Source organism: Chelativorans sp. (genome assembly GCF_031180965.1).
GTDB lineage: Bacteria > Pseudomonadota > Alphaproteobacteria > Rhizobiales > Rhizobiaceae > Chelativorans.
In genome coordinates this window covers 58,964-80,127 of sequence record NZ_JAPSLH010000010.1, presented here as the reverse complement: position 1 = coordinate 80,127, position 21,164 = coordinate 58,964, and the positions used below count along the sequence as shown (strand labels likewise).

Annotated in this window: 25 protein-coding genes; 12 read left to right on the top strand and 13 right to left on the bottom strand. The window is 64.4% G+C overall.

All coding sequences use genetic code 11. From position 1 onward, the window contains the following. The first annotated feature begins 524 nt into the window (after positions 1-524). From RIN79_RS10105 to aat, 7 genes are all read left to right on the top strand, one after another. Complete coding sequence (locus RIN79_RS10105; protein WP_309084529.1) at positions 525-3,119, top strand: Rne/Rng family ribonuclease; 2,595 nt, start codon at positions 525-527, stop codon at positions 3,117-3,119. A gap of 182 nt (positions 3,120-3,301) precedes the next feature. Further along, a complete protein-coding gene (locus RIN79_RS10100) occupies positions 3,302-4,693 on the top strand; it encodes a M48 family metalloprotease (RefSeq protein ID WP_309084528.1) in 1,392 nt (463 codons plus the stop codon). A 70-nt stretch (positions 4,694-4,763) separates the two neighbouring features. Next, positions 4,764-5,537 (top strand): DsbA family protein, encoded by a 774-nt coding sequence (locus RIN79_RS10095; RefSeq protein ID WP_309084527.1) that lies wholly within the window; start codon positions 4,764-4,766, stop codon positions 5,535-5,537. A gap of 120 nt (positions 5,538-5,657) precedes the next feature. Beyond that, positions 5,658-6,095 (top strand): type II 3-dehydroquinate dehydratase, encoded by a 438-nt coding sequence (gene aroQ / locus RIN79_RS10090; RefSeq protein WP_309084576.1) that lies wholly within the window; start codon positions 5,658-5,660, stop codon positions 6,093-6,095. A gap of 27 nt (positions 6,096-6,122) precedes the next feature. Then, entirely contained in the window at positions 6,123-6,596 is a 474-nt protein-coding gene (gene accB, locus RIN79_RS10085; protein ID WP_309084526.1) for an acetyl-CoA carboxylase biotin carboxyl carrier protein, read from the top strand. A 12-nt stretch (positions 6,597-6,608) separates the two neighbouring features. After that, entirely contained in the window at positions 6,609-7,952 is a 1,344-nt protein-coding gene (gene accC / locus RIN79_RS10080; protein ID WP_309084525.1) for an acetyl-CoA carboxylase biotin carboxylase subunit, read from the top strand. A 15-nt stretch (positions 7,953-7,967) separates the two neighbouring features. Continuing rightward, complete coding sequence (gene aat / locus RIN79_RS10075) at positions 7,968-8,579, top strand: leucyl/phenylalanyl-tRNA--protein transferase (protein ID WP_309084524.1); 612 nt, start codon at positions 7,968-7,970, stop codon at positions 8,577-8,579. 25 nt (positions 8,580-8,604) lie between these two features. Here aat and RIN79_RS10070 read toward each other — a convergent pair whose 3' ends face one another. The 5 genes from RIN79_RS10070 to gatB all read right to left on the bottom strand — a co-directional run bounded on the left by RIN79_RS10070 (position 8,605) and on the right by gatB (position 12,064). Next, on the bottom strand, positions 8,605-9,018 hold the full coding sequence (locus RIN79_RS10070) for a DUF2155 domain-containing protein (RefSeq protein ID WP_309084523.1): 414 nt from the start codon (positions 9,016-9,018) through the stop codon (positions 8,605-8,607). Between the two features lie 74 nt (positions 9,019-9,092). Further along, the gene (locus tag RIN79_RS10065) at positions 9,093-9,491 is read right to left on the bottom strand and encodes an NADH:ubiquinone oxidoreductase subunit NDUFA12 (RefSeq protein WP_309084522.1); all 399 of its coding nucleotides are present in this window, start codon (positions 9,489-9,491) and stop codon (positions 9,093-9,095) included. Positions 9,492-9,579: 88 nt separating this feature from the next. Beyond that, entirely contained in the window at positions 9,580-10,068 is a 489-nt protein-coding gene (locus RIN79_RS10060; RefSeq protein WP_309084521.1) for a GNAT family N-acetyltransferase, read from the bottom strand. Next, positions 10,053-10,568, bottom strand: a complete 516-nt coding sequence (locus tag RIN79_RS10055) for a GNAT family N-acetyltransferase (RefSeq protein WP_309084520.1) — start codon at positions 10,566-10,568, stop codon at positions 10,053-10,055. Before RIN79_RS10055 ends, RIN79_RS10060 begins: the two co-directional genes overlap by 16 nt. Then, positions 10,565-12,064 carry an Asp-tRNA(Asn)/Glu-tRNA(Gln) amidotransferase subunit GatB gene (gatB, locus tag RIN79_RS10050; protein ID WP_309084519.1) on the bottom strand — a complete coding sequence of 500 codons (1,500 nt, stop codon included), beginning with the start codon at positions 12,062-12,064 and terminating at the stop codon, positions 10,565-10,567. Before gatB ends, RIN79_RS10055 begins: the two co-directional genes overlap by 4 nt. Before the next feature lie 264 nt (positions 12,065-12,328). Between gatB and RIN79_RS10045 the strand changes: the two genes are divergently transcribed. After that, positions 12,329-12,586 (top strand): YjhX family toxin, encoded by a 258-nt coding sequence (locus tag RIN79_RS10045; RefSeq protein WP_309084518.1) that lies wholly within the window; start codon positions 12,329-12,331, stop codon positions 12,584-12,586. Between the two features lie 39 nt (positions 12,587-12,625). Here the strand turns inward: RIN79_RS10045 and RIN79_RS10040 are convergent, their stop codons facing one another. Together RIN79_RS10040 and RIN79_RS10035 are read right to left on the bottom strand one after the other, a co-directional pair. Beyond that, the gene (locus RIN79_RS10040) at positions 12,626-13,057 is read right to left on the bottom strand and encodes a CBS domain-containing protein (protein WP_309084517.1); all 432 of its coding nucleotides are present in this window, start codon (positions 13,055-13,057) and stop codon (positions 12,626-12,628) included. A gap of 80 nt (positions 13,058-13,137) precedes the next feature. Next, positions 13,138-13,872 carry a rhomboid family intramembrane serine protease gene (locus tag RIN79_RS10035; protein WP_309084516.1) on the bottom strand — a complete coding sequence of 245 codons (735 nt, stop codon included), beginning with the start codon at positions 13,870-13,872 and terminating at the stop codon, positions 13,138-13,140. Between the two features lie 347 nt (positions 13,873-14,219). Here RIN79_RS10035 and RIN79_RS10030 point away from each other — a divergent pair, with 347 nt between their 5' ends. From RIN79_RS10030 to RIN79_RS10020, 3 genes are all read left to right on the top strand, one after another. After that, the gene (locus RIN79_RS10030; RefSeq protein WP_309084515.1) at positions 14,220-14,852 is read left to right on the top strand and encodes a PAS domain-containing protein; all 633 of its coding nucleotides are present in this window, start codon (positions 14,220-14,222) and stop codon (positions 14,850-14,852) included. Between the two features lie 78 nt (positions 14,853-14,930). Beyond that, positions 14,931-15,533: a PilZ domain-containing protein gene (locus tag RIN79_RS10025; RefSeq protein WP_309084575.1), complete on the top strand. Its 603-nt coding sequence runs from the start codon at positions 14,931-14,933 to the stop codon at positions 15,531-15,533. 241 nt (positions 15,534-15,774) lie between these two features. After that, entirely contained in the window at positions 15,775-16,389 is a 615-nt protein-coding gene (locus RIN79_RS10020; RefSeq protein ID WP_309084514.1) for a transglutaminase-like cysteine peptidase, read from the top strand. A 107-nt stretch (positions 16,390-16,496) separates the two neighbouring features. Here the strand turns inward: RIN79_RS10020 and RIN79_RS10015 are convergent, their stop codons facing one another. Further along, positions 16,497-17,033, bottom strand: a complete 537-nt coding sequence (locus tag RIN79_RS10015; protein WP_309084513.1) for a gamma carbonic anhydrase family protein — start codon at positions 17,031-17,033, stop codon at positions 16,497-16,499. Positions 17,034-17,175: 142 nt separating this feature from the next. Between RIN79_RS10015 and RIN79_RS10010 the strand changes: the two genes are divergently transcribed. Next, complete coding sequence (locus RIN79_RS10010) at positions 17,176-17,910, top strand: hypothetical protein (protein WP_309084512.1); 735 nt, start codon at positions 17,176-17,178, stop codon at positions 17,908-17,910. Between the two features lie 3 nt (positions 17,911-17,913). Here RIN79_RS10010 and RIN79_RS10005 read toward each other — a convergent pair whose 3' ends face one another. The 5 genes from RIN79_RS10005 to RIN79_RS09985 form a co-directional block, all read right to left on the bottom strand. Then, positions 17,914-18,123, bottom strand: a complete 210-nt coding sequence (locus RIN79_RS10005) for a DUF3126 family protein (protein ID WP_309084511.1) — start codon at positions 18,121-18,123, stop codon at positions 17,914-17,916. Positions 18,124-18,221: 98 nt separating this feature from the next. Beyond that, a complete protein-coding gene (gene cysE / locus RIN79_RS10000; protein WP_309084510.1) occupies positions 18,222-19,040 on the bottom strand; it encodes a serine O-acetyltransferase in 819 nt (272 codons plus the stop codon). A 127-nt stretch (positions 19,041-19,167) separates the two neighbouring features. After that, the gene (locus RIN79_RS09995) at positions 19,168-19,923 is read right to left on the bottom strand and encodes an alpha/beta hydrolase (RefSeq protein WP_309084509.1); all 756 of its coding nucleotides are present in this window, start codon (positions 19,921-19,923) and stop codon (positions 19,168-19,170) included. 16 nt (positions 19,924-19,939) lie between these two features. Continuing rightward, positions 19,940-20,422, bottom strand: coding sequence for a DUF192 domain-containing protein (locus tag RIN79_RS09990; protein WP_309084508.1), 483 nt, complete (start codon positions 20,420-20,422; stop codon positions 19,940-19,942). A gap of 42 nt (positions 20,423-20,464) precedes the next feature. Continuing rightward, positions 20,465-21,061, bottom strand: coding sequence for a cold-shock protein (locus tag RIN79_RS09985; RefSeq protein ID WP_309084507.1), 597 nt, complete (start codon positions 21,059-21,061; stop codon positions 20,465-20,467). Positions 21,062-21,164: the final 103 nt, after the last annotated feature.

The window sequence follows — 21,164 nt, the reverse complement described above, 5'->3', positions numbered from 1 at the left end:
GAAGCTTTGGGCCGCTTCAAGGCAGGACCGCCCGCAAGTCGAGATGAAATCGGGGTTGCCATCAACTGTGGCAAATCATAAAAGCGGCGTTGAACCACCGTAGTGCCCGTCTTCAGAAGCCGTCAGGCAGCGAGGCGGGATGAGGGACGGATCTAAAGCCGACGCGATGCGGGCGAGGACGGTGGCTCAGAGGAATTCTTCAAGGTGTTTGCGGCAAGGCCGGAACCCTTAAAGCGAGGAAAACGGCCGGGCTCAGCCCGTGCCGGCTCATTGAGAGCAAAAGCGGGCCCGGCCTTCCGGGTCCAGGTTGAAACGGTACTGCCAGGCGATGCTATTGGCTTTGAGCGCAGCGAGGAATTGCCCCGGAACGATCCGCAGAGGTTTTGCGGCCCCCCGGCGTTCCTCTGCGTCAAGACCCGGACCGGCAGGCCCCAAATTATCCGGCGCAGCTATCCTATTCAGCGCGGCAGGGAAGCACGATGCTCCCGCCCGGCAATCGGATCGTGCCGGGGAGACAAGAATTTATGCCAAACAAAATGCTGATAGACGCCTCCCACCCGGAGGAAACCCGCGTCGTTGTCCTGCGCGGTAATCGTATCGAGGAATTCGACTTCGAATCACAGGACAAGAAGCAGCTTCGAGGAAACATCTATCTGGCGCGGGTCACGCGCGTAGAACCTTCACTCCAGGCCGCCTTCGTCGAATATGGCGGAAACCGCCACGGTTTTCTCGCTTTCAGCGAAATTCATCCGGACTATTACCAGATCCCGGTCGCCGACCGCCAAGCCATCCTGAAGGCGGAGGCGGAGGAAGCGAGGGCGGCCGACGACGAGGCGGACGAGAACGAAGCGCAGGCCGGCCGCGGCCGCAAGCGCCGGCGCAGCAAGCGCGGCGGCAGGCCGGAGGGCCAGGACGAAGCCTCCCGCGCAACGGACGAGGCTGAAGACCGGCAGCCGGCGCAAGCCGAGGCCGTCCACGCGGATGTCATTTCCGAGGCGCCCGCGCCCGGCGACAATGGAAGCGAGGAGGCGAACGGTTCCGACGAACTCGGCGAGGTCGATACGGTGGGCGCGGAAGATGCGCTCGACGAGGCGCAGAACCGCCGTCGGACGGTCCGCCGCAACTACAAGATCCAGGAAGTCATCAAGCGCCGGCAGATCCTGCTGGTGCAGGTCGTGAAGGAAGAGCGCGGAAGCAAGGGCGCGGCGCTCACTACCTATCTTTCCCTGGCCGGACGTTACTCCGTGCTGATGCCGAACACGGGGCGCGGCGGCGGCATCTCGCGCAAGATCACAAATCTGCAGGACCGCAAGCGGCTCAAGGACATCGTCAAGAGCCTCGACGTGCCGGAAGGCATGGGCGTCATCCTGCGCACCGCCGGGGCCAACCGGACCAAGGCGGAGGTCAAGCGCGATTACGAATATCTGATGCGCCTGTGGGAGCGCGTGCGCACCCTGACGCTGCAGTCCACCGCCCCTGCCCTGGTCTATGAGGAAGGCAGCCTTATCAAGCGCTCGGTGCGTGACCTCTACAACAAGGACATCGACGAAATCCTGGTGGCCGGCGAGGAGGGCTATCGCGAGGCCAAGGACTTCATGCGCATGCTTATGCCGAGCCATGCGAAGGTCGTGCAGCCCTATCGCGACAGCGTGCCGATCTTCGCGCGCAACGGTATCGAGGCGCAGCTCGACAAGATGCTGCAGCCGCAGGTGACGCTGAAGTCCGGCGGCTACATCATCATCAACCAGACCGAGGCGCTGGTCGCCATCGACGTCAACTCCGGCCGCTCCACCAAGGAGCATTCGATCGAGGACACCGCCCTCCAGACCAACCTCGAAGCGGCGGAGGAGGTCGCCCGGCAATTGCGCCTGCGCGACCTTGCCGGCCTCATCGTCATCGACTTCATCGACATGGAGGAGGGGCGGAACAACCGCGCGGTCGAAAAGCGCCTGAAGGACTGCCTGAAGAATGACCGCGCCCGAATCCAGGTGGGCCGCATTTCCCATTTCGGTCTGCTCGAGATGTCGCGCCAGCGCATTCGCGCCAGCGTGCTCGAAAGCACCATGCAGCCCTGCCCCCATTGCGGGGGCACGGGCCATGTGCGTTCCGAGTCCTCCGTTGCGCTTCTGGTCGTGCGCGCCGTCGAGGAATACCTGCTCAAGGACGGGCGGCACGACATCACGGTGCGCACTCCGACCTCGACGGCGCTTTACCTGCTCAACCACAAGCGCGCGACGCTAGTGGAGCTCGAGAACCGCTTCGGCGTAGACATCACCGTCGAGACGGACGAAAGCCTGGGCAACCAGCACTACGCTATCGTGAAGGGCGAGCCGTCCACCCGCACGCCGGCGCCAAGGGCCATCCCATTCACAGCCGTCGAACCCGAGATCGAGCCTGAGTTCGAAGCCGAAGAGGCCTTTGCCGACGAACCGGAGGAAGCAGGTCCCGCGCCTGCCGCCGAGGAGCAGGGTGTCCCCGGGCGCAAGCGGCGGCGCAAGCGCCGCCGCCGGGGCGGACGCGACCGCGCCGGGACCGAGCAGCCGGCCCTTGAAGCTGCCGTCTCCGACACACAGCATGGCGAGGAATCGGCCGGGGACGATGAGGAACCCGTCTCTGAAACGGCTGATGAAACCGCGGCTCGCAAGAAGCGTCATCGCGGCAAGCGTGGCGGCCGGCGCAACCGCGGCGAAGAATCCCTCGAGGAAGCGGCGGAGGCGGAAACCCCAGCGGAATCCGTTGAGGCGGCTGCCGTACCTGCGGAAGGGGATATAGCTCCCGCGGCCGCCGAGCCGGAACCCGTTCCGGAGCTTCCGCAGGAAGCTGGCGCCGAGGAAGCGCCGAAAGCGAAGCCGCGTCGCAGGAGCCGGTCGACCAAACAGGATGCGGGCACCGGCGATGCTCTCGCCGAAGTCCCCTCCTCTCCGCCTGCGGAAGCCCAGCAGGACGAATCGCCTGCGCCAGCCGAGCGAGAGCCCGAGGCCGAGGAGCAGCCCTCGCCGGGGCGGCGGCAGGCGGCGAATGTCTCGCAGACGCCGGAACCGGTGGTCTCCTCGACCGGAAGCGAGGGAGAGGCGCCGCCGCGCAAGTCCGGCTGGTGGCAGCGCAAGAGCTTTTTCTAGATGACGGGACAGCCGGCGCAGCGATGCCCGGCTGATTTCCCTGTTGAAGGAAGAGCCGCCGGCCGGCCGCGGGCCAGCTTGGCTGTGGTCTCAGGAGAGCGCTTCGGCTTGAAATCACAACGTATTGACGGCGTGCTCATCGCCTTTTCATCGCCACGATGTCAAAGTACCGGTCGCTGCAAATGCTGAAGACCCGCGCCCTGCCCGCCGCCAAACTTGCCCGTGCCGTTGCCGCGATTCTTCTCGCGGCCCATGCGCTCGTGGCTGCCGCGCCTGCCAATGCGCAGCGGAACGTGCCGGTCGTCCGCGACGCGGAGATCGAGGCGCTCGTGGCCGACTATGCCGGCCCGATCCTGAAGGCCGCCGGCCTCACGCGCTCCGGCACGGAGATCATTCTCGTCAACGATCATCGCTTCAACGCCTTCGTCGCGGGCCGGCGCATCTTCATCCATACGGGCGCGCTACTCACGGCCGAGACGCCGAACGAGATCATCGGCGTCATCGCCCACGAAGTGGGCCATCTTGCCGGGGGACACCAGCACCGGCTGCGCGAGCAGATCGCGCGTGCCCAGACCCTGGCCATCGTGGCCGCCCTCGTCGGCATGGGCGCGAGCGTGGCGGCTGCCGCTTCGGACCAGGGCGACCTTGCCGGCGCCGGCGCGGGACTTGCCATGGGCGGCTCTGAGGCTGCGCGCCGCAGCCTTCTCGGCTACCAGCGTACCGAAGAGACCACGGCCGACCGCTCGGCGATCGACTATCTTGAGCGCACCGGCCAGTCCGGGCGCGGCATGCTCGTTACCTTCCAGCGCATGGCCGGCGACATGGCGCTCGCCGGCGTCAATGTCGATCCTTATCAGCTCAGCCACCCGATGCCGCGCGAACGCATCGCCAACCTGCAGGAGCTGGTGCAGAGGAGCCGTTTCTACAACCGAACCGATCCGCCGGAGCTGCAGCTGCGGCACGACCTGGCGCGGGCAAAGATCGCCGCCTACACCGCCGGGCAGAACGCCGCTGCCCGCGTTTTCCGCAACAATCCGGGCGGCCTGCCGGCGCTTTATGCCGACGCGATCACGACCCATCTCTACGGCAATCCGCGCGGCGCGCTCACCAAGGTGGACCGGCTGATCGCTGCCCACCCGCAGAATCCGTATTTTCACGAATTGCGCGGCGAGATCCTGATCAAGGCGAACCGGCCGCGCGAGGCCGCGGAAGCCTATGCGCGGGCCGTAAAACTGTCCCGCTCCCCCTCCGGCCTCATGCAGGTGGGCTATGGCCAGGCTCTCCTTGCCACCGGCGACCGCGAGCTGGTCCGGCGCGCCGCCGCGGAGCTGAAGAGCGGCCTTTCACGCGAGCCCGAATATGTGAACGGCTACCGCTACCTCGCCCAGGCCTATGGCCAGATTGGCGAAATCGGCGCGGCTGAGCTGGCGACGGCAGAAGGCTATTTCCATGCGGGCGCGTATCGTGACGCCAAGATTCTGGCGACCCGCGCGCAGATGAAGCTGCAGCGCGGCTCGCCCGAATGGGTGCGCGCCCAGGACATTATCGAGTTCCGCGAGCCGCGCAGGAGATAATGCGCGGCCCGTCCGCGATCAAAACGCTGCCGCGCCACCGGCCGGCCAAGGCTCTTACAAAGGACAACCCATGAAAAAAGCGCTCCTCGCGACCTCTGTGGCTTCGGCTCTCGCCATCGGCGGCCTGACGGCCACCACGCTCCCAGACCGCTTGAACGCCCAGGAGCAGCAGCCGGGAGCCACGGGACTGACGAAGCCGCAGGTAGAGGCGATCGTCCGCGACTATCTGCTGGCCAATCCTGAACTCCTCCTGGAGGTCCAGTCGGCGCTGGAAGCAAAGATGCGGACGGAGCAGGCCGCCGCCAGCCGGCAGGCTATTTCCGAAGCCGCCGAGCAGATCTTCAACAACGCGAATGACGGCGTCATCGGCAATCCGCAGGGCGACGTCACGATCGTGGAATTCTTCGACTACAATTGCGGCTACTGCAAGCGCGCACTCAGCGACATGGAAGCACTCATTGCCAGCGACAAGAATCTGCGCTTCGTGCTCAAGGAATTCCCCATCCTGGGTCCCGAATCCCACCAGGCGCATGTCGTCTCCGTAGCGTTCCGCAAGCTCGTGCCGGAGAAATACGCGGAATACCACCGCCGCCTTCTGGGCACGGAAGGCCGGGCGAACGAGGAAACGGCCATCAAGCTGGCGCTGGAGCTCGGCGCGGACGAGGCGGCGCTGCGCCAGGAAATGAAGGATCCCGAGATCGAGAAGATGTTCGGCGAGACCTATGAACTTGCGAACAGGCTGCAGATTAGCGGCACGCCCGCCTATGTGGTGGGCAACGAGATCATCTCCGGCGCCCTTGGGCACGATCATCTGAGCGAGAAGATCGCGGCCGCCCGCCAGTAGGCGCCCTGCCGGAACTTTGCCCCTGTATCCTGCGGGAAAGAGCGCATGCGCGCTCTTTCCGGCGCCGAGGAAGCCGACTATAGAGGGCAGCGACGGCGGATGCCCGTCGGGGGATCAACCATGGCGAAACCAGTCTATGTCCTCAACGGACCCAATCTGAACATGCTCGGCAAGCGGGAGCCCGGCATCTATGGCAGCACGTCGCTCGCCGAGATCGAGGCCGACTGCCGCAACCGTGCGGAGGGCCTCGGGCTGACGGTCGAATTTCGCCAGAGCAATCACGAGGGCGTGCTGGTCGACTGGATCCAGGAAGCCGGGGAGAGCGCATCGGGCGTCGTTCTGAACCCCGGCGCCTATGGCCACACCTCCATAGCGCTCCACGATGCAATCCGGGCCGTCGGCCCTCTGCCGGTGATCGAGGTTCACCTCTCAAACATCCACGCGCGAGAGCCTTTTCGGCATCGCTCGACGATAGCTCCGGCCGCAACGGGCATGATATGCGGTCTTGGTCCGATCGGCTATGCGCTGGCGCTCGAGGCGCTGGCGGCACGGACGTAATTCGCCATGAGGCAACTGGGAAAAGGCATGTCCATGAAGAAAAACGGTGTTGACCAGCAGCTCATCCGCGATCTGGCGACGATTCTCGACGAAACCAAGTTGAGCGAGATCGAAGTGGAAGACGGGGGCATGCGCATACGCGTTGCCCGCCAGACCACAATCGTGCAGGCTGCCGCTCCGGCAACACCCTCCGCGCCCGTCGCGGCGCAACCGGCGGGCTCCGCCCCGGCCAAGGAAGAGAAGGTCTCCCAAGGCACGGACATCTCCAAGAATGCCGTCCCCTCTCCTATGGTCGGCACCGCCTACCGCTCGCCGGCTCCCGGCTCGCCGCCCTTCGTCGAGGTCGGCCAGTCGGTTGAGAAGGGGCAGACACTCCTCATCATCGAAGCCATGAAGACGATGAACCAGATCCCCTCGCCCCGCGCCGGAGTGGTGAAGGCCATCCTCTTCGAGGATGGCCAACCGGTCGAATATGGCGAGCCTCTGGTCGTCGTCGAATAGGGCCAGGGCACGATGTTTCAGAAAGTCCTCATTGCCAATCGCGGCGAAATCGCGCTCCGGGTCCTGCGCGCCTGCAAGGAACTCGGGATCAAGACCGTAGCCGTGCATTCCACCGCCGACGCCGACGCGATGCATGTCCGCCTTGCCGACGAAAGCGTCTGCATCGGCCCGCCTCCGTCGCGAGACAGCTATCTCAACATCCACCAGATCCTTGCCGCCTGCGAGATTACCGGGGCGGACGCCATCCATCCGGGCTACGGCTTCCTCTCGGAGAACGCGAAGTTCGCCGACATCCTCGCGGCCCACAACATCACCTTTATCGGTCCCTCCGCCGAACATATCCGCATCATGGGCGACAAGATCGAGGCCAAGCGGACGGCCAAGCGCCTCGGAATCCCCGTCGTGCCGGGCTCGGAAGGCGCGGTGCGCGACGACCGCGAGGCAAAGCGCATTGCCGCGGAGATCGGCTATCCCGTGCTGATCAAGGCCTCCGCCGGCGGCGGCGGGCGCGGCATGAAGGTGGCGCTGACGGAAGCGGACCTTTCCACTGCGATTTCCACGGCGCGCTCGGAGGCGGGTGCCGCCTTCGGAGACGATGCCGTCTATATCGAGAAATATCTGGAAAAGCCGCGCCACATCGAGGTCCAGGTCATGGGCGACGGTGCCGGCAATGCGATCCATCTTGGTGAACGCGACTGCTCGCTGCAGCGCCGTCACCAGAAGGTGTGGGAAGAGGCGAACTCGCCGGCCCTCAATGTCGAGCAGCGCATGCAGATCGGCGAGACGGTGGCGAACGCCATGGCCGATCTCGGCTATTCCGGCGCCGGCACGGTCGAGTTCCTCTACGAGAACGGCGAGTTCTATTTCATCGAGATGAACACCCGGCTTCAGGTAGAGCATCCGGTGACCGAGGCGATCACCGGCATCGACCTGGTGCATGAGCAGATCCGTGTCGCCTCGGGCGGCGGGCTTTCCGTGTGCCAGGACGAGGTCCGCTTCCAGGGTCACGCCATCGAGTGCCGCATCAATGCCGAGGACCCGCGCACCTTCGTCCCCTCGCCCGGAACGATCACCCATTACCATACACCGGGCGGGCTCGGCGTGCGCGTCGATTCGGCAGTCTATTCCGGCTACCGCATCCCGCCCTACTACGACAGCCTGATCGGCAAGCTCATCGTGCATGGCCGCAACCGGGTCGAATGCATGATGCGCTTACGCCGCGCCCTTGACGAATTCGTCGTCGACGGCATCAATTCCACCTTGCCGCTGTTCCGCGACCTGGTCGGCAATGTGGATGTGGCGAATGGCGACTATGATATCCATTGGCTGGAGAACTATCTGGCGCAGAGCGGATAGTCAGCGGACGCCGCGATGACGCGCCCTCTTGCGCCTGGCTTCCACATCCCGCCGGACCTGCTTCTGCGCGCCTATGCCACCGGCGTGTTCCCCATGGCGGAGCACGCCGACGATCCAGAGGTCTTCTGGGTGCGTCCGGAGAGCCGCGGCGTCATTCCGCTCGACAAGTTCCATGTTCCGCACAGCTTGAAAAAGCTGATGCGCCGGCAGCCCTTCGATATCCGCTACGACACCGACTTTGCCGGGGTGATCGCCGCCTGCGCCGAGTCCGGGCCCGACCGTCGGGACACGTGGATAAACGAGCCGATCCGCGAGGCCTATACCGAGCTTTTCCGACGCGGCTACTGCCACACGGTGGAGGCTTGGCGCGACGAAAGGCTGGTGGGCGGGCTCTACGGCGTGGCGCTCGGCCGTGCCTTTTTCGGCGAGAGCATGTTCTCACGCGAGCCGAATGCTTCGAAGGTCTGCCTTGTGCATCTGGTGGAACGGCTGAGGCGGCAGAACTTCCTTCTACTCGACACGCAGTTCACCACGTCTCACCTGAAGCGCTTCGGCGCCGTCGACGTGCCGCGGCGGCGCTATGAGCAGCTGCTGGCGGATGCCCTCGAGGGGACGGCGAAGTTCTGAACCTGAAAGGCCCTGCTGCCGCTGGCTAGTTGGTCTTCGGCGGCGGCACGTCCGATTTCTGCTTGCAGCTTTTCAGCCACAGGTCGAAGACCGGATGCTCGATGGCGTTCACGCCGGGGCTTTCCGCGAACATCCAGCCCGAGAAGATGGGCCGTATCTCAAGATCCAGCGTGACCTCCTTGACCTCCACGAAGGCGTCGGTCTTGGGCTCCTCCGTCTCCGGCGAACTATAGCAGACGCGCGGCGTCACCTGCAGCGCGCCGAATTCCCGCGTCTCGTTCATATAGACGTCGAAGGTGGTGATGCGGCCGGTGATCTTGTCGACGCCGCTGAATTCGGCAACCGGGTTTTTGACGCGCTCCGCATGCGCCGGCGCAAAGCCGATGCCCAGGCCTAGAAGCGCCAGCGTGGCGCGGCTGAAAAGCCTTCGAGCCGTCATCCTGTCGATCCCGCTCCGTTTATTGCGTCGATGGTATGCCCCGGTGCCTAATGCACAATTGTGGCGAGAAGCGCTCAGCCGCCCGGCGTCCAGGCGTCGTAGTCGCCGGTCACGCGCGGCCGGGCTTCCTTGGTGAGCACAGAGCCGCGCGGCCGATAGGCGGCGGGCGTGCCGGTGAGATTGGGAAGATGCGGCTTTTGCCACTCCAAAGGCTTGTAGTCCTCGGCGGTGGGCGGGGTATCCACCTTGTGGTGCAGCCAGCCATGCCAACCGGGCGGCACCTGGGACGCTTCCGAATAGCCGCTGAATATCACCCAGCGGCGCGTGCGCCCCTCCGAATCCGTGCCGCCTTGATAATAGACATTGCCGAACTCGTCCTCGCCGACCCGTTGGCCCTTGCGCCAGGTGTAGAAGCGGGTGTTGAGGGTCTGGCTGTTCCACCAGGTGAAGAATTGCGTCAGGAATTCTTTCATGGCATCCTCATTCGGCAAGGCTCTGCCGTTGGCCCGGGTTATGGCGATGCCGCCGCTCGAACGCAAGGGCCGCGCGCGTTTTCGCCGCTCATCGAAGCTTCATCTTGAAACCTGCGTGACTCTTCGCAAAGCCAAGCCGCTCGTAGAAGCGGTGCGCATCGACGCGGGCGAGGTTCGAGGTAAGCTGCACCTGCCGCGCGCCGGCCTCGCGCGCCCGTTCGACCGCATAGCGGATCATGGCCGCGCCAATGCCACGGCCGCGCATGTCAGGCCGGGTCTGCACCGCCTCTATGGTCATGTTGGTAGCGCCGCGCGCACTCAGCGAAGTGATCAAGGTGGTCTGGAAGGTCCCCACCACCTCGCCTCCCAGTTCCGCCACATAGAGCCTGTCATTGGCGCTCCCTTCGATGCGCTCGAAAGCCTGCAGATAGTCGCCGGCCGCATCGTCGTCGATGGTATCGCCGTGGCCGCCGAGAGCATCGGCCGCAAACATCGCAACAAGGAAGGGAAGGTCCTCGCGCCGCGCCGCGCGGATCAGAAGCTCTCCCGCGCCTACTTCCGTCACAAGCCGCTCCATACCGCTGCGGCGCGCTGATAGACGACGACCTCATGCCCCAGCGGATCGGCCCTCCTCTCGCTCTCCCAGAAACCGTGGGCACGATAGAAGGCGATCGCCCGCTCGTTCTTTTCCTCCACCTCGACGACGACGCGCCGTGCTTCCGGATAGCAATCGGCGATCTCGTTCAGGAGTTGGCTGCCGATGCCCTGCCGCTGCATCGAAGGAAGGACATAGAGTTGGCGCAAAAGTACGGTCCTGCCGTCCTTGCTGGCTTCCGCATAGGCCATGCCAGCGATCTGCCCGCCATTATCGGCGACGATGAACTCGGAACGGGCGCGCTCCAGCCGCGCTGCAAGCGCCGGGACAGAATGCCAGGAATGGGTGATCTCCGTCACCTTTTCGCGGCCGATCAGCGCGTCATAGGTGTCGTGCCAGGTTTCGACCAGGAGGCTGCGGACGGCATCGAGGTCCGAGCGCATGGCGCTGCGGATGAAGAAGGCATCCGGGCCCGCGCTCATTCGATCCCGAGCTTTGCTTTCACCAACGCGTTCACCGCCTGCGGGTTGGCCTTGCCCCCGGTGGCCTTCATCACCTGGCCGACGAACCAGCCGGCAAGCGTGGGTTTGGCCCTGGCCTGCTCGACCTTGTCCGGATTGGCGGCGATCACCTCGTCCACCGCCTTCTCGATGGCGCCGGTGTCGGTCACCTGCTTCAGGCCGCGCTCCTCAACGATGCGGTTCGGATCGCCTCCCTCGTTCCAGACGATCTCGAACAGGTCCTTGGCGATCTTGCCGGAGATCGTCCCATCCTTGATGAGGTCGATGATGGCGCCCAGTTGATCCGGCGAAACAGGCGTTTCCTCGATCGCCTTGCCGGTCCTGTTCAAGGCGCCCAGAAGGTCGTTAATGACCCAGTTCGCCGCCGTCTTGCCGTCGCGGCCGGCGGCAAGCCTTTCGAAGTAGTCGGCCGTGGCCTTCTCGGCGACGAGCACCGAGGCGTCGTATTCCGACAGGCCGAAACTTTCGATGAACCGGGCCTTCTTGGCGTCCGGCAGTTCCGGCAGCTCGGCGGCGAGTGCATCCACATAGGCCTGGTCGAAGACGAGCGGCACGAGATCCGGATCCGGGAAATAGCGATAGTCATGCGCCTCTTCCTTTGACCGCATGGAACGCGTCTCGCCTTTGCCGGGATCGAAGAGCCGCGTCTCCTGCTCGATCCTGCCGCCGTCCTCGAGAATGGCGATCTGCCGCCGCGCCTCCGATTCGATGGCCTGGCCGACGAAGCGGATGGAATTGACGTTCTTGATCTCGCAGCGCGTACCGAAGGGTTCGCCCGGGCGGCGCACGGACACGTTGACGTCGGCGCGCATGGAACCCTCGTCCATATTGCCGTCGCAGGTGCCGAGATAGCGCAGGATGGTGCGCAGCTTCGTGAGGAAGGCCTTGGCCTCGTCCGCCGACCGGATGTCGGGCTTCGACACGATCTCCATCAGCGCGACGCCCGACCGGTTCAGATCCACATAGGACATGGTCGGGTGCTGATCGTGCAGCGATTTTCCCGCGTCCTGCTCCAGGTGCAGACGCTCGATGCCGACCTCGATCTGCTCGAAGCTGCCGTCCTTGGCGGGCCCGACGGAGACCGTCACCACGCCTTCGCCCACGATCGGCTGCTTGTATTGTGAGATCTGATAGCCCTGCGGCAGGTCAGGATAAAAATAGTTCTTGCGGTCGAAGACCGAGCGGTGATTGATCTTGGCCTTCAACCCCAGCCCGGTGCGGATCGCCTGCTTCACGCACTCCTCGTTGATGACGGGGAGCATGCCCGGCATGGCCGCGTCGACGAGCGACACATTGGAGTTGGGCTCCGCGCCGAACTCGGTCGAGGCGCCGGAAAAGAGCTTCGCGCGCGAGGTCACCTGGGCATGAATCTCCATGCCGATGATCACCTCCCAGTCGCCGGTGGCGCCGGGGATGAGCCGTTTCGGATCGGGCGTGCGCGTATCGATGATTGTCATTGGCGTCCGAAAATGCGGGAATTGAACTGCGCCTTGGCTAGAACAAACGCGCCAGTGTGGCAAGCACAAGGCCCCTTCCAAGCGGCCGCATCCTGCGCTATGAGCGCTCCCCGCAGACGGAGTTTTGATGTCTACCCAGCTGGAGACCTGCTGAAGCCCTGAGCCCCGAACGGGCCAGGGCTGAACCTGAACCCCGCGCCGCCTTCCCGGCAGCGCGGCTCATAGGTTTGGCGCGCATGCGCCACAGGTTTTCCAGGATCAGAAATGGACATCTCGCGCGCCGAACAGCGCATTTTGCACATTTTGGCACAAGGCGGCCGGATCGACGTCGAAAAGGACGAGCGCGGCCGCATCGTCGAACTTTCCTGCATCACCCGGGACGGCTGGCAGTTTCCGGGGCTCGACCTTGCGATGTTCCGCAAGGTGAAGCGCAAGCACGCCATTGCGTCGGAGAAGGGCGGTCCGTACCGCATCACGCGGCGCGGCTTGCAGCTCGTCCGCTCACAGCTGGACAACCGGTGACCTGAAGGAGGCTGCCGGTCCGCCGGCGGCCTCCACCCGTCAGGCCGTGGCGATATAGGTACGGATTTCATCCGCCTCCCGCTCGACCTCCTCGATGCGGCGCTTGACCACGTCGCCGATCGAGATGATGCCGGCAAGGCGCCCGTCCTTCTCTACCGGCAGGTGGCGGAAGCGACCCTGCGTCATGATCTGCATCACTTCGTTGACCGTGTGGGTCTCGCGGCATGTCTTCACGCGCGCGGTCATGACCGTCCCGACGGCACGTTCAAGCGCCGCCGGGCCGTCGGCGGCAATGGCGCGGACAATGTCGCGTTCGGAAAGAATCCCGCCGGTGTGCCCCTGCCCGTCCATGACAACCACCGCGCCAATCCGCCTCTCGGCGAGAAGCTCGGCGGCCTCCCGCAACGTCTTGTCGGCAGCGATTGTCACCACCTCGCGGCCCTTCGTGTCGAGAATGGCCTTGACAGTCATGCGATCCTCCTCGCGTCAACAGCCCCCGAACCTCCCCCGCTGGGATGTTGCGCTCACCCGGCCTGCTTTGCAAGCGGGCGTCAGCCTGCAGCTTCAGGAGCGGGCTGCCTCCGGTCGAAAAGCGGGATCGCCAAGAGGCCGAAGACGAAGCCGCCGATATGCGCCACCCAAGCTATGAGCGGCCCGCCGCCGCTCCCAGATGCGAGGCCGACGGCGATGTTGGCCACGAACCACGTGCCGATGAAGAGGAGCGCCATGCGCGACCTGAAGACCGCCTGAAGCGGCTGAACCGGACCGGCGAAGCCGGGCTTTTCCGCCCGGCGGTCGACCCGGAAGTCGAACCGGGCAGCCGCGCCCCACATACCCGATACGGCACCCGACGCGCCGATGAGCGGCATCGCATCGCCCGAATAGACCGCAAAATGCAGCAAAGCGGAAGCCAGCGTGGCTGCGGCCCAGAAGAGGAGAAAGCGCGCCGTCCCGATCCGATTCGCAAGCGGCGACCCGAACGCCGCCAGCGCGACCATATTCACGGCCAAATGCGCCAGGCTGCCATGCAGGAAGGAATAGGTGACCGTGCTGATCAGGGCGTAGATGTCGAAGGGAAAGTTGCCGGTATAGCGAATCGGGAGGAAGGCGAAATGCAGGAGCAGCCGGTCGTCTGCCTGCGGGCCGAGCAGGTAGCCTCGCATCAGGTGGATGGCAGTGCACAGCACGATCAGAACGGTCACCACGCCCGCCAGGTTGAACACCGGCTCTCGGCGCGGCCGCTCCTCCTCGGATCGCGGATCCTCTTCAGTGGCGCTGTCTGTCATGGGCTAGATATGGTGATGGTCGAAAATGCCCTAACAGAGATAGCCGAAAAACAGAAGCCGCCCAGCGTTTCCGCCGAACGGCTTCTTTGGTCGAGCCCCCTGGTCCCGTCCTAAGCTAAGCAAGGGGTGTGCCAGCCCGGGCGACCTTCCGCCCCGCAGCAGGCCTCACAGAGCCAGAAAATGCCTGATTTCCGGCATTTACCCTTGGTTAACCCTAACAAATCCCTCCAGTGAACAACCGCCGGCGGGGCTGGCACGCATCCTGCTTGTCCTGCAATGAGGTACCGGGAGCGCTGCTCTTGTTCGCCTTTGGGACAGGAACCGATTTTCAAAACGAGACAGGCGGCATGATTCAGGACGGTTCGATGGCATTGTTCCTGTATTGGAACAGGCTGCGCGGAAGCCGGGCCGCACCCCGGCGGATGGAAATCGAGCCTGCCGAGATCAAGGCGCTCCTGGCCGACACCTTCATCCTGGAGCAGGACGCCCGCCGTCGAGCGGTGTTCCGCCTTGCCGGCACGCGCATTTGTTCGAGCTACGGCAAGGAGCTGAAGGGCCATTCCTTCGCATCGCTTTGGGCGGAGAATGACCAGAAGGTCCTTGGCCGGCTGGTTGAATCCGCCCTCGACGACCAGTCGGTCGTCGCCGTCAACTTCGAAGGCGTCAGTCGCGAGGGACGCAGCAACCCCTTCGAGCTTGTCATCCTGCCACTCGACGGGGGCGGAGAACGCCCGCACGCCCTTGGCACGATCCTGCCGGCTGCCAAACCATATTGGCTCGGCGCCGATCCGATCCTACAGAACCATTTGGAGGGCTTCCGGGTCATCGACCCCGACCGGGAGCCGGTGATGTTGCGGAGCCGCCCGAAGGTCGCCGTCCCGCCGCTCTTCGAGGACGGCGGGGCGCCCGGAGAAGCGCTCGCCGGCAATGGCCGGCGTATCCGCCATCTCGTCGTCTTTGATGGCGGCCGGCGCGAATAGCGGTAGATTACCCGTTCTTAACGGATCAGGCCTAGCGTTCCGGCCGATTTCCCGGCGGCTGCCGGAAGGACTATGACGATGGCAATGGCGCCGAACCCGATGTCCCTGCGCGTCGAAAGGCGGAGCTTTCAGCGCGTAAAAGTCAACCTTTCCGGCCGCTATATGCTGCAGGACCGTTCGGAACATCCCTGCCGCGTCATCGACATGTCGCCGGGCAACGTGGCGCTCAAAGCGGAGCGGATCGGCCGGCCGGAGGAGCGGGTGGTCGCCTATCTCGACCATATCGGCCGAATCGAGGGACGCATCGCGCGCATCTTCGAAGACGGCTTTGCCCTCACGCTTACCGCCTCCGAACGCAAGCGGGACAGGCTTGCGGCGCAGCTGACCTGGCTGGCCAACCGGCACGAGCTGGGCTTGCCGGAAGACCGCCGGCACGAGCGCATCACGCCGGGCAATCCCGTCAGCACGATACGCCTGCCGGGCGAGGTCGAGCACCCCTGCCGTATCGTTGATCTCTCGTCGTCGGGCGCTGCAGTGGAAACGGCCGTCAAGCCGCCGATGGGAACGACGGTGTTCCTCGGCAGCCTGCGCGGCAATGTCGTGCGTCATTTCGACTACGGCTTCGCACTGGAATTTTCCGTGCTCCAGGAGCAGGCAGCGCTGCTTCTGGAATTCGACTGACCCCAAAGCGTCTTCCCACAGGCACTTCCCTCTCGCCGCGGCAATCCGCGCGGCGCACTGGGCGCAACGCATGGTTTGCGGCAGGTTGAAAATCATGATTAACGAACTACAACTTCGTCATTAACAAATTTATACATAGTTGTTTCCAACTAGTTTCAATATTGATCTGATTTCTACTTCGCCTTTTTGCGCGGAATAAATCGGGACCTGTCATAGTCTCCTCATAACGGGGAGACGAATAATGCGGTTCGACAAGGGGATGCCGCTTTTCGCGGCGATCGCGGTACTGCTCGGTTTCTTGACGGCCAACGCCCATTCCGCGGGCGATTTCATGCCCACAGGCAGCCGGACCTCGCAGCCGATCGGCCACTACGAACTTTGTCTGCGCGATCCGGCCGAATGCAGAAACGAAGAGGCCGCCCGGGCGCCGATCGACCTTACGCGCGAACTCTGGGCGGTTCTTGTCGAGGTCAACAACACGGTCAACACGAGTGTGATGCCGACCACGGACGCCGAGCGCTGGGGCATCGAGGAATACTGGTCCTACCCGGACATCTACGGCGATTGCGAAGACTATGTGCTGGAGAAGCGGCGGCTGCTCATAAAGGCCGGTGTCCCGGCCGGCAACCTGCTGATCACCGTCGTCCGGCAGCCGAACGGCAACGGCCACGCGGTACTGACCGTCAACACCAGCATGGGCGACTTCGTCCTCGACAACATGGAGTCGCTGATCCTGCCCTGGTCGGAGACCCAGTACCAGTATCTGAAGCGCCAGTCGACGCGCGATCCCGCCCGCTGGGTGTCTATCTCCGACGGCCGCGCCACGGCTGTGGGCAGCGTCTCGTCGAGCCGCTGAGCCTTCGAAAACCCGGTCGAGTCCCCACCTCCCCGTCCCCACGACCGGGTTAGGAGCCGGCCCCTTCCCCAGGGGTCGGCTCCGCTTTTTTCCGTTGCACTGTCGGATCAGATGCGCTCGGCCGGCGCCAAGCCGCGGCGGAATCGCCTGGCATTCTCGACATAGCGCGTAGCGGAAGCGCGCAGCCGCGCCACAGCCTCGTCGTCAAGTTCGCGCACCAGTTTGGCGGGCGTGCCGACGATCAGCGACCGGTCGGGAAAGCTCTTTCCCTCGGTCACCAGCGCTCCTGCGCCGATAAGGCAGCCATTGCCGATGCGAGCCCCATTCAGCACGGTGGCGCCCATGCCGATGAGCGTGTTGTCGCCGATCGTGCAGCCATGCAGGATGGCGCGATGTCCTATGGTGCAGCCGCGCCCGACCGTGAGCGGGAAGCCCGGATCGGTGTGCATCACCGTATGCTCCTGCACATTGCTTTCATCGCCGATGGCGATGGGCTCATTGTCGCCGCGCAGTACGGCGCCGAACCAGATCCCTACGTCCCGGCCGATGATCAGCTTGCCGACGAGCATGGCGTCGGGCGCGACCCATCCCGTCTCGGAGTCGGCAAATTGGGGGCTCTCTCCATCGAGCGCAAAGACCGGCATCAGAATCCTCCTCGAACTGCCCCCCTAGTTAAAGTGCAGGGGTTCACGCACGCAAGTGGGTCAAGTTCACGCTTCATTTACCCTGGCGCGCCAAGGTCGTCGCACTCCGTGTTGTGCACGGATTCGGATTTCGAGGCGTATCGTGCAGGCTCGCACACAGGCGATGAATTTCGCGAACTACCAGGCAACGCGCGTATCGCCGCTCGGCCATCTCGGCGCGCTCTGCACGGCCTTCGCGCTCCTTTCCCTCGGCATCACCGTGGCGGCGGTCTGGCTCGGCGCCATGATCCTCGACAGCGGCCACAGCGCCTCGGCGACCGAGCGGGAAATCGTCATCGGCAACGACGTGTTCGTAGTGCCGGAAAACGCCATCCGTTTCGAGGAAGCGCGGCGCGACGGCGTCCAGCCGCGGCTCGACCTCTACCTGCGCTGGCCGGAGCTGGAGGGCTATACCGCCGAGGCCGAGGAGGCCTTCAACAATTCGGACGGCGCGAAGAGCATCATCTTCCTCACGCTGGAGCCGCGGATGCTCTCGCGCGACATGAGCGGCAGGCTTGAGCCGATCTATCGCGGTCTCCTGCAAGCCGAGCCCGCCGACGGGCCTGCAGGGCTGAAGCTCTATCGATTCCGCGAGGATTCAGGGTATGCCGGCGAGCTTCTGGCAGTAGGCGAACGGCCGGGAAATGCGCCTTTCGTGGCGCGCTGCCTTGCCGGCGAGATAGCGCGGACGGCACTCGCCTCCTGCGACCGCGACATATTCATTTCCGCAGAGACCACCCTCTCCTACCGCTTCCCGGAAGCGCTGCTCAGCGAGTGGCAGGCTCTCGATGCGGCGATCTGGGGCAAGACCACCGCCTTCCTGCAGGGCGAGGGCTGAGGGTCAGTCGAGATCGACGTCCAGAATGGCCATCGAGAAATTGTAGGAGAGCTCGCCCTCGTCTTCATCCTTGAAGATGATGCCGAGGAACTCGTCGCCGATATAGAGCTCGCAGGAATCATCCTTGCGGGGTCGTGCCTTGACTTGCAAGGAGGGGTTCTGGAAGAGGCGCTTGAAATAGGCGTCGAGCTTCCTGATCTCTTCCGGCTTCAAAAAACTTCTCCGCTGCAGGGCTGATGAGCCGCTTCTGGCACGAGCGCGGCGCGGATGTAAACCCTTGAGTGAAGCATGAGAGGCGAAAAACGGCCGCCTCACTCCTCCACCAGAAGCTGGTCCATGGCGCGGGAAGGCTCGTTGCAGCCGGCCTCGCCGATGATGCGGGCGGGCACGCCAGCGACCGTCTTGTTGGCCGGCACCGGCTTCACCACGACGGAGCCTGCCGCCACCTTGGTGCAATGGCCGATCTCGATATTGCCGAGGATCTTCGCGCCCGCGCCGATCAGGACGCCACGGCGGATTTTCGGATGACGGTCGCCTGTCTCCTTGCCGGTGCCCCCGAGCGTCACATCCTGCAGGATGGAAACGTCGTCGTCGATCACCGCCGTCTCGCCGACCACCAGGCCGGTGGCGTGATCGAGGAAAATCCCGCGTCCGATCCTCGCGGCCGGGTTGATGTCGGTCTGGAAAACGGCCGACGAACGGCTCTGAAGGTAGAGCGCGAAATCCCTGCGGCCCTGGTTCCATAGCCAATGTGCCAGCCGATGCGTCTGGATCGCATGAAAGCCCTTGAAGTAAAGGACCGGCATCAGGAAGCGGTCGCAAGCTGGGTCCCGGTCATAATAGGCCTGGATGTCGACCCGCACGGTGGTGCTCCAGTCCGGCTGGTCCTCCCACATGGCGCGAAAGGTTTGGCGGATGAGGCCCGCCGCCAGATCGGCATGGTCGAGACGCTCCGAAACCCGGTGGATCACCGCCTCCTCGAGCGTGCTGTGATTGAGGATGGTCGAATAGAGGAAGGCCGCGAGCAGCGGATCGTTTTCGACCGCCGTATGGGCTTCCGCCCTGATCTCGGACCAGATAGGGTCGATCTGTTGCGGCGCATTCGTGCGGACCGCGTGCCTGGCCGTCATGCGTATCTCCATATCCGGCGGTGCTTGGCATAATTTAGGGCAGAAAGCCCGGCCGTTAAATCGCAAATTCTTTGAACAATCATCAACCGGAACGAAACTTGCCGGCGGCGCCGATACCCCGGCAACCCTAAAGCGGATGCGCCGCCAGGAATTCCAGCACCCGCGCCTTGAAGGTCTTGTCGCCCACCGAGAGCATGTGGTCGCGGCGGTCGATGGCGAAAGCCTCCCCGCGCGGCAGGAGCGCGGCAAGCGGCTCCGGCGCGCCGCCGATATCGTCCCTGGTGCCCACGGCCACCAGCGTCGGCTGCTCGATCCTGGCGATGTCGGCCGGCGTCAGCAGCGTGCGCGAGGTGGCGATGCACGCCGCAAGCGCCCGGTGGTCGCTCTTCGTCTGATCGGCGAAAGCGCGGAACATGCGGCCGCGCGGATGCGTGATCGCCGCCGGATCCTCCGCGAGCAGCGCCTCGGCGATCACGTCCCACTCGCCGACGCCTTCGACCATGCCGATGCCGAGGCCGCCGAAGACAAGAGTCGCCACCTTTTCGGGATGAGCCAGGGCGAGGAAGGCGGCAATCCGCGCGCCCATGGAATAGCCCATGACATGGGTGCGCTCGATGCCGAGGTGATCGAGCAGCGCCGCGGCATCCCCGGCCATCTTTTCCGGCGTGTAGTCCTGCGGCTCATGGCTCTTGCTGGACTGGCCATGGCCGCGATTGTCCAGCGCTATCACGCGATAGCCGGCGTCCCGCAGCGTCTTCACCCAGCCGGGCGAGACCCAGTTGACGAAATGCGTGGATGCAAAGCCGTGGATGAGGAGAACGGGATCGCCGCTTCCTTCGTCGATGAAGGCGATATCAAACCCGTCGTGGCTGAAGAACTGCATGCGCCGTCGCCCCAGTTCAGCCGCTGCCGGCCACCGCATCGATGAGCGGATGGCGCAGGCGGTCCCCCAACTTGATGCCTGTCTTCGCAGCGGTTCCTGCCTTCAGTTCGAGCACGAACTGCGCGTTGACCGGAGGAGCGATGGAATCGGTCGAGAAGGGCACGCCCTGCTCGATCGCCCTCACCTTCCCATCCTCGCCGATGAAGATGAGGTCGAGCGGCATCGGCGTGTTCTGCATCCAGAAGCCGAGCGGCATGCTCCTGTCGAAGACGAAGAGCATGCCGCGATCGTCGTCCATGGATTTGCGGAACATCAGCCCGCGCTGCCGCTCGGACGCGTCATCCGCCACCTCGATGGAAAAGCTCTTCTCTCCGGTGGCCGTTTCCGCGATGAGCCTCTCGGGGTGGACCTGCAGGAGCATCGGCTGCTGCGCGCGCGCGGTGGAGCCGAGCCCCAGTGCGAATGCGGCCAGGAGCAGAAGCAAAGACGCAAGACGCATGAACCACTTCCTTCGGGTGCCCAACCGGCCGCCGGGCCGCAATCAATGGGAAATGGGCAAGGTCCCCATATCGGGATGAATTTCGGCGGCCATAAGGCCTTTGTCGCCACGTCCGAAGCGCACCAGCACGACTTGGCCCGGGCGCAGTTCGGTGACCCCGAAGCGACGAAGCGTCTCCATATGGACGAAAATATCCTCCGTCCCTTCCCCACGGGTCAGGAAGCCAAAGCCCTTGGTGCGGTTGAACCATTTGACAAGCGCCCGCTCGAGACCGCTTTCCGCGGCTACCACCGTACGGGTTCGCGGCGCCAGGTCCTCGGCGGGATGGGTGGCCGTGGACGTGTCCATCGACAGGACCTTGAAGGCCTGCAGCCCCTTGTCGCCGTGCCTTGCAAGGCAGACCACCCGGGCACCGGTCAGTGCGGTCTGGAACCCGTCGCGCCGAAGACAGGACACATGCAGAAGAACATCCCCGGTCTGCGGATCGTCGGGAAGGACAAAGCCGAACCCCTTGGCCACGTCGAACCATTTGATCGCGCCGGCAATCTCGATGGCGTCGGACGTGTCTTCCTGGCTGCCCGCCTCCCGGGCTCGCGCTCTTGCAGGAAGCCCCCGATTGGTCGAGGATTTATCCTCCATCCGTCCCAGCCTTCCCAAGTGCCCAAGATTTGATTCTGCCGCGCACAAGATAGCATCGCTCCTTCCCGGCTTAGCAAGACCTATGGGAGATTTTCAACAGCGC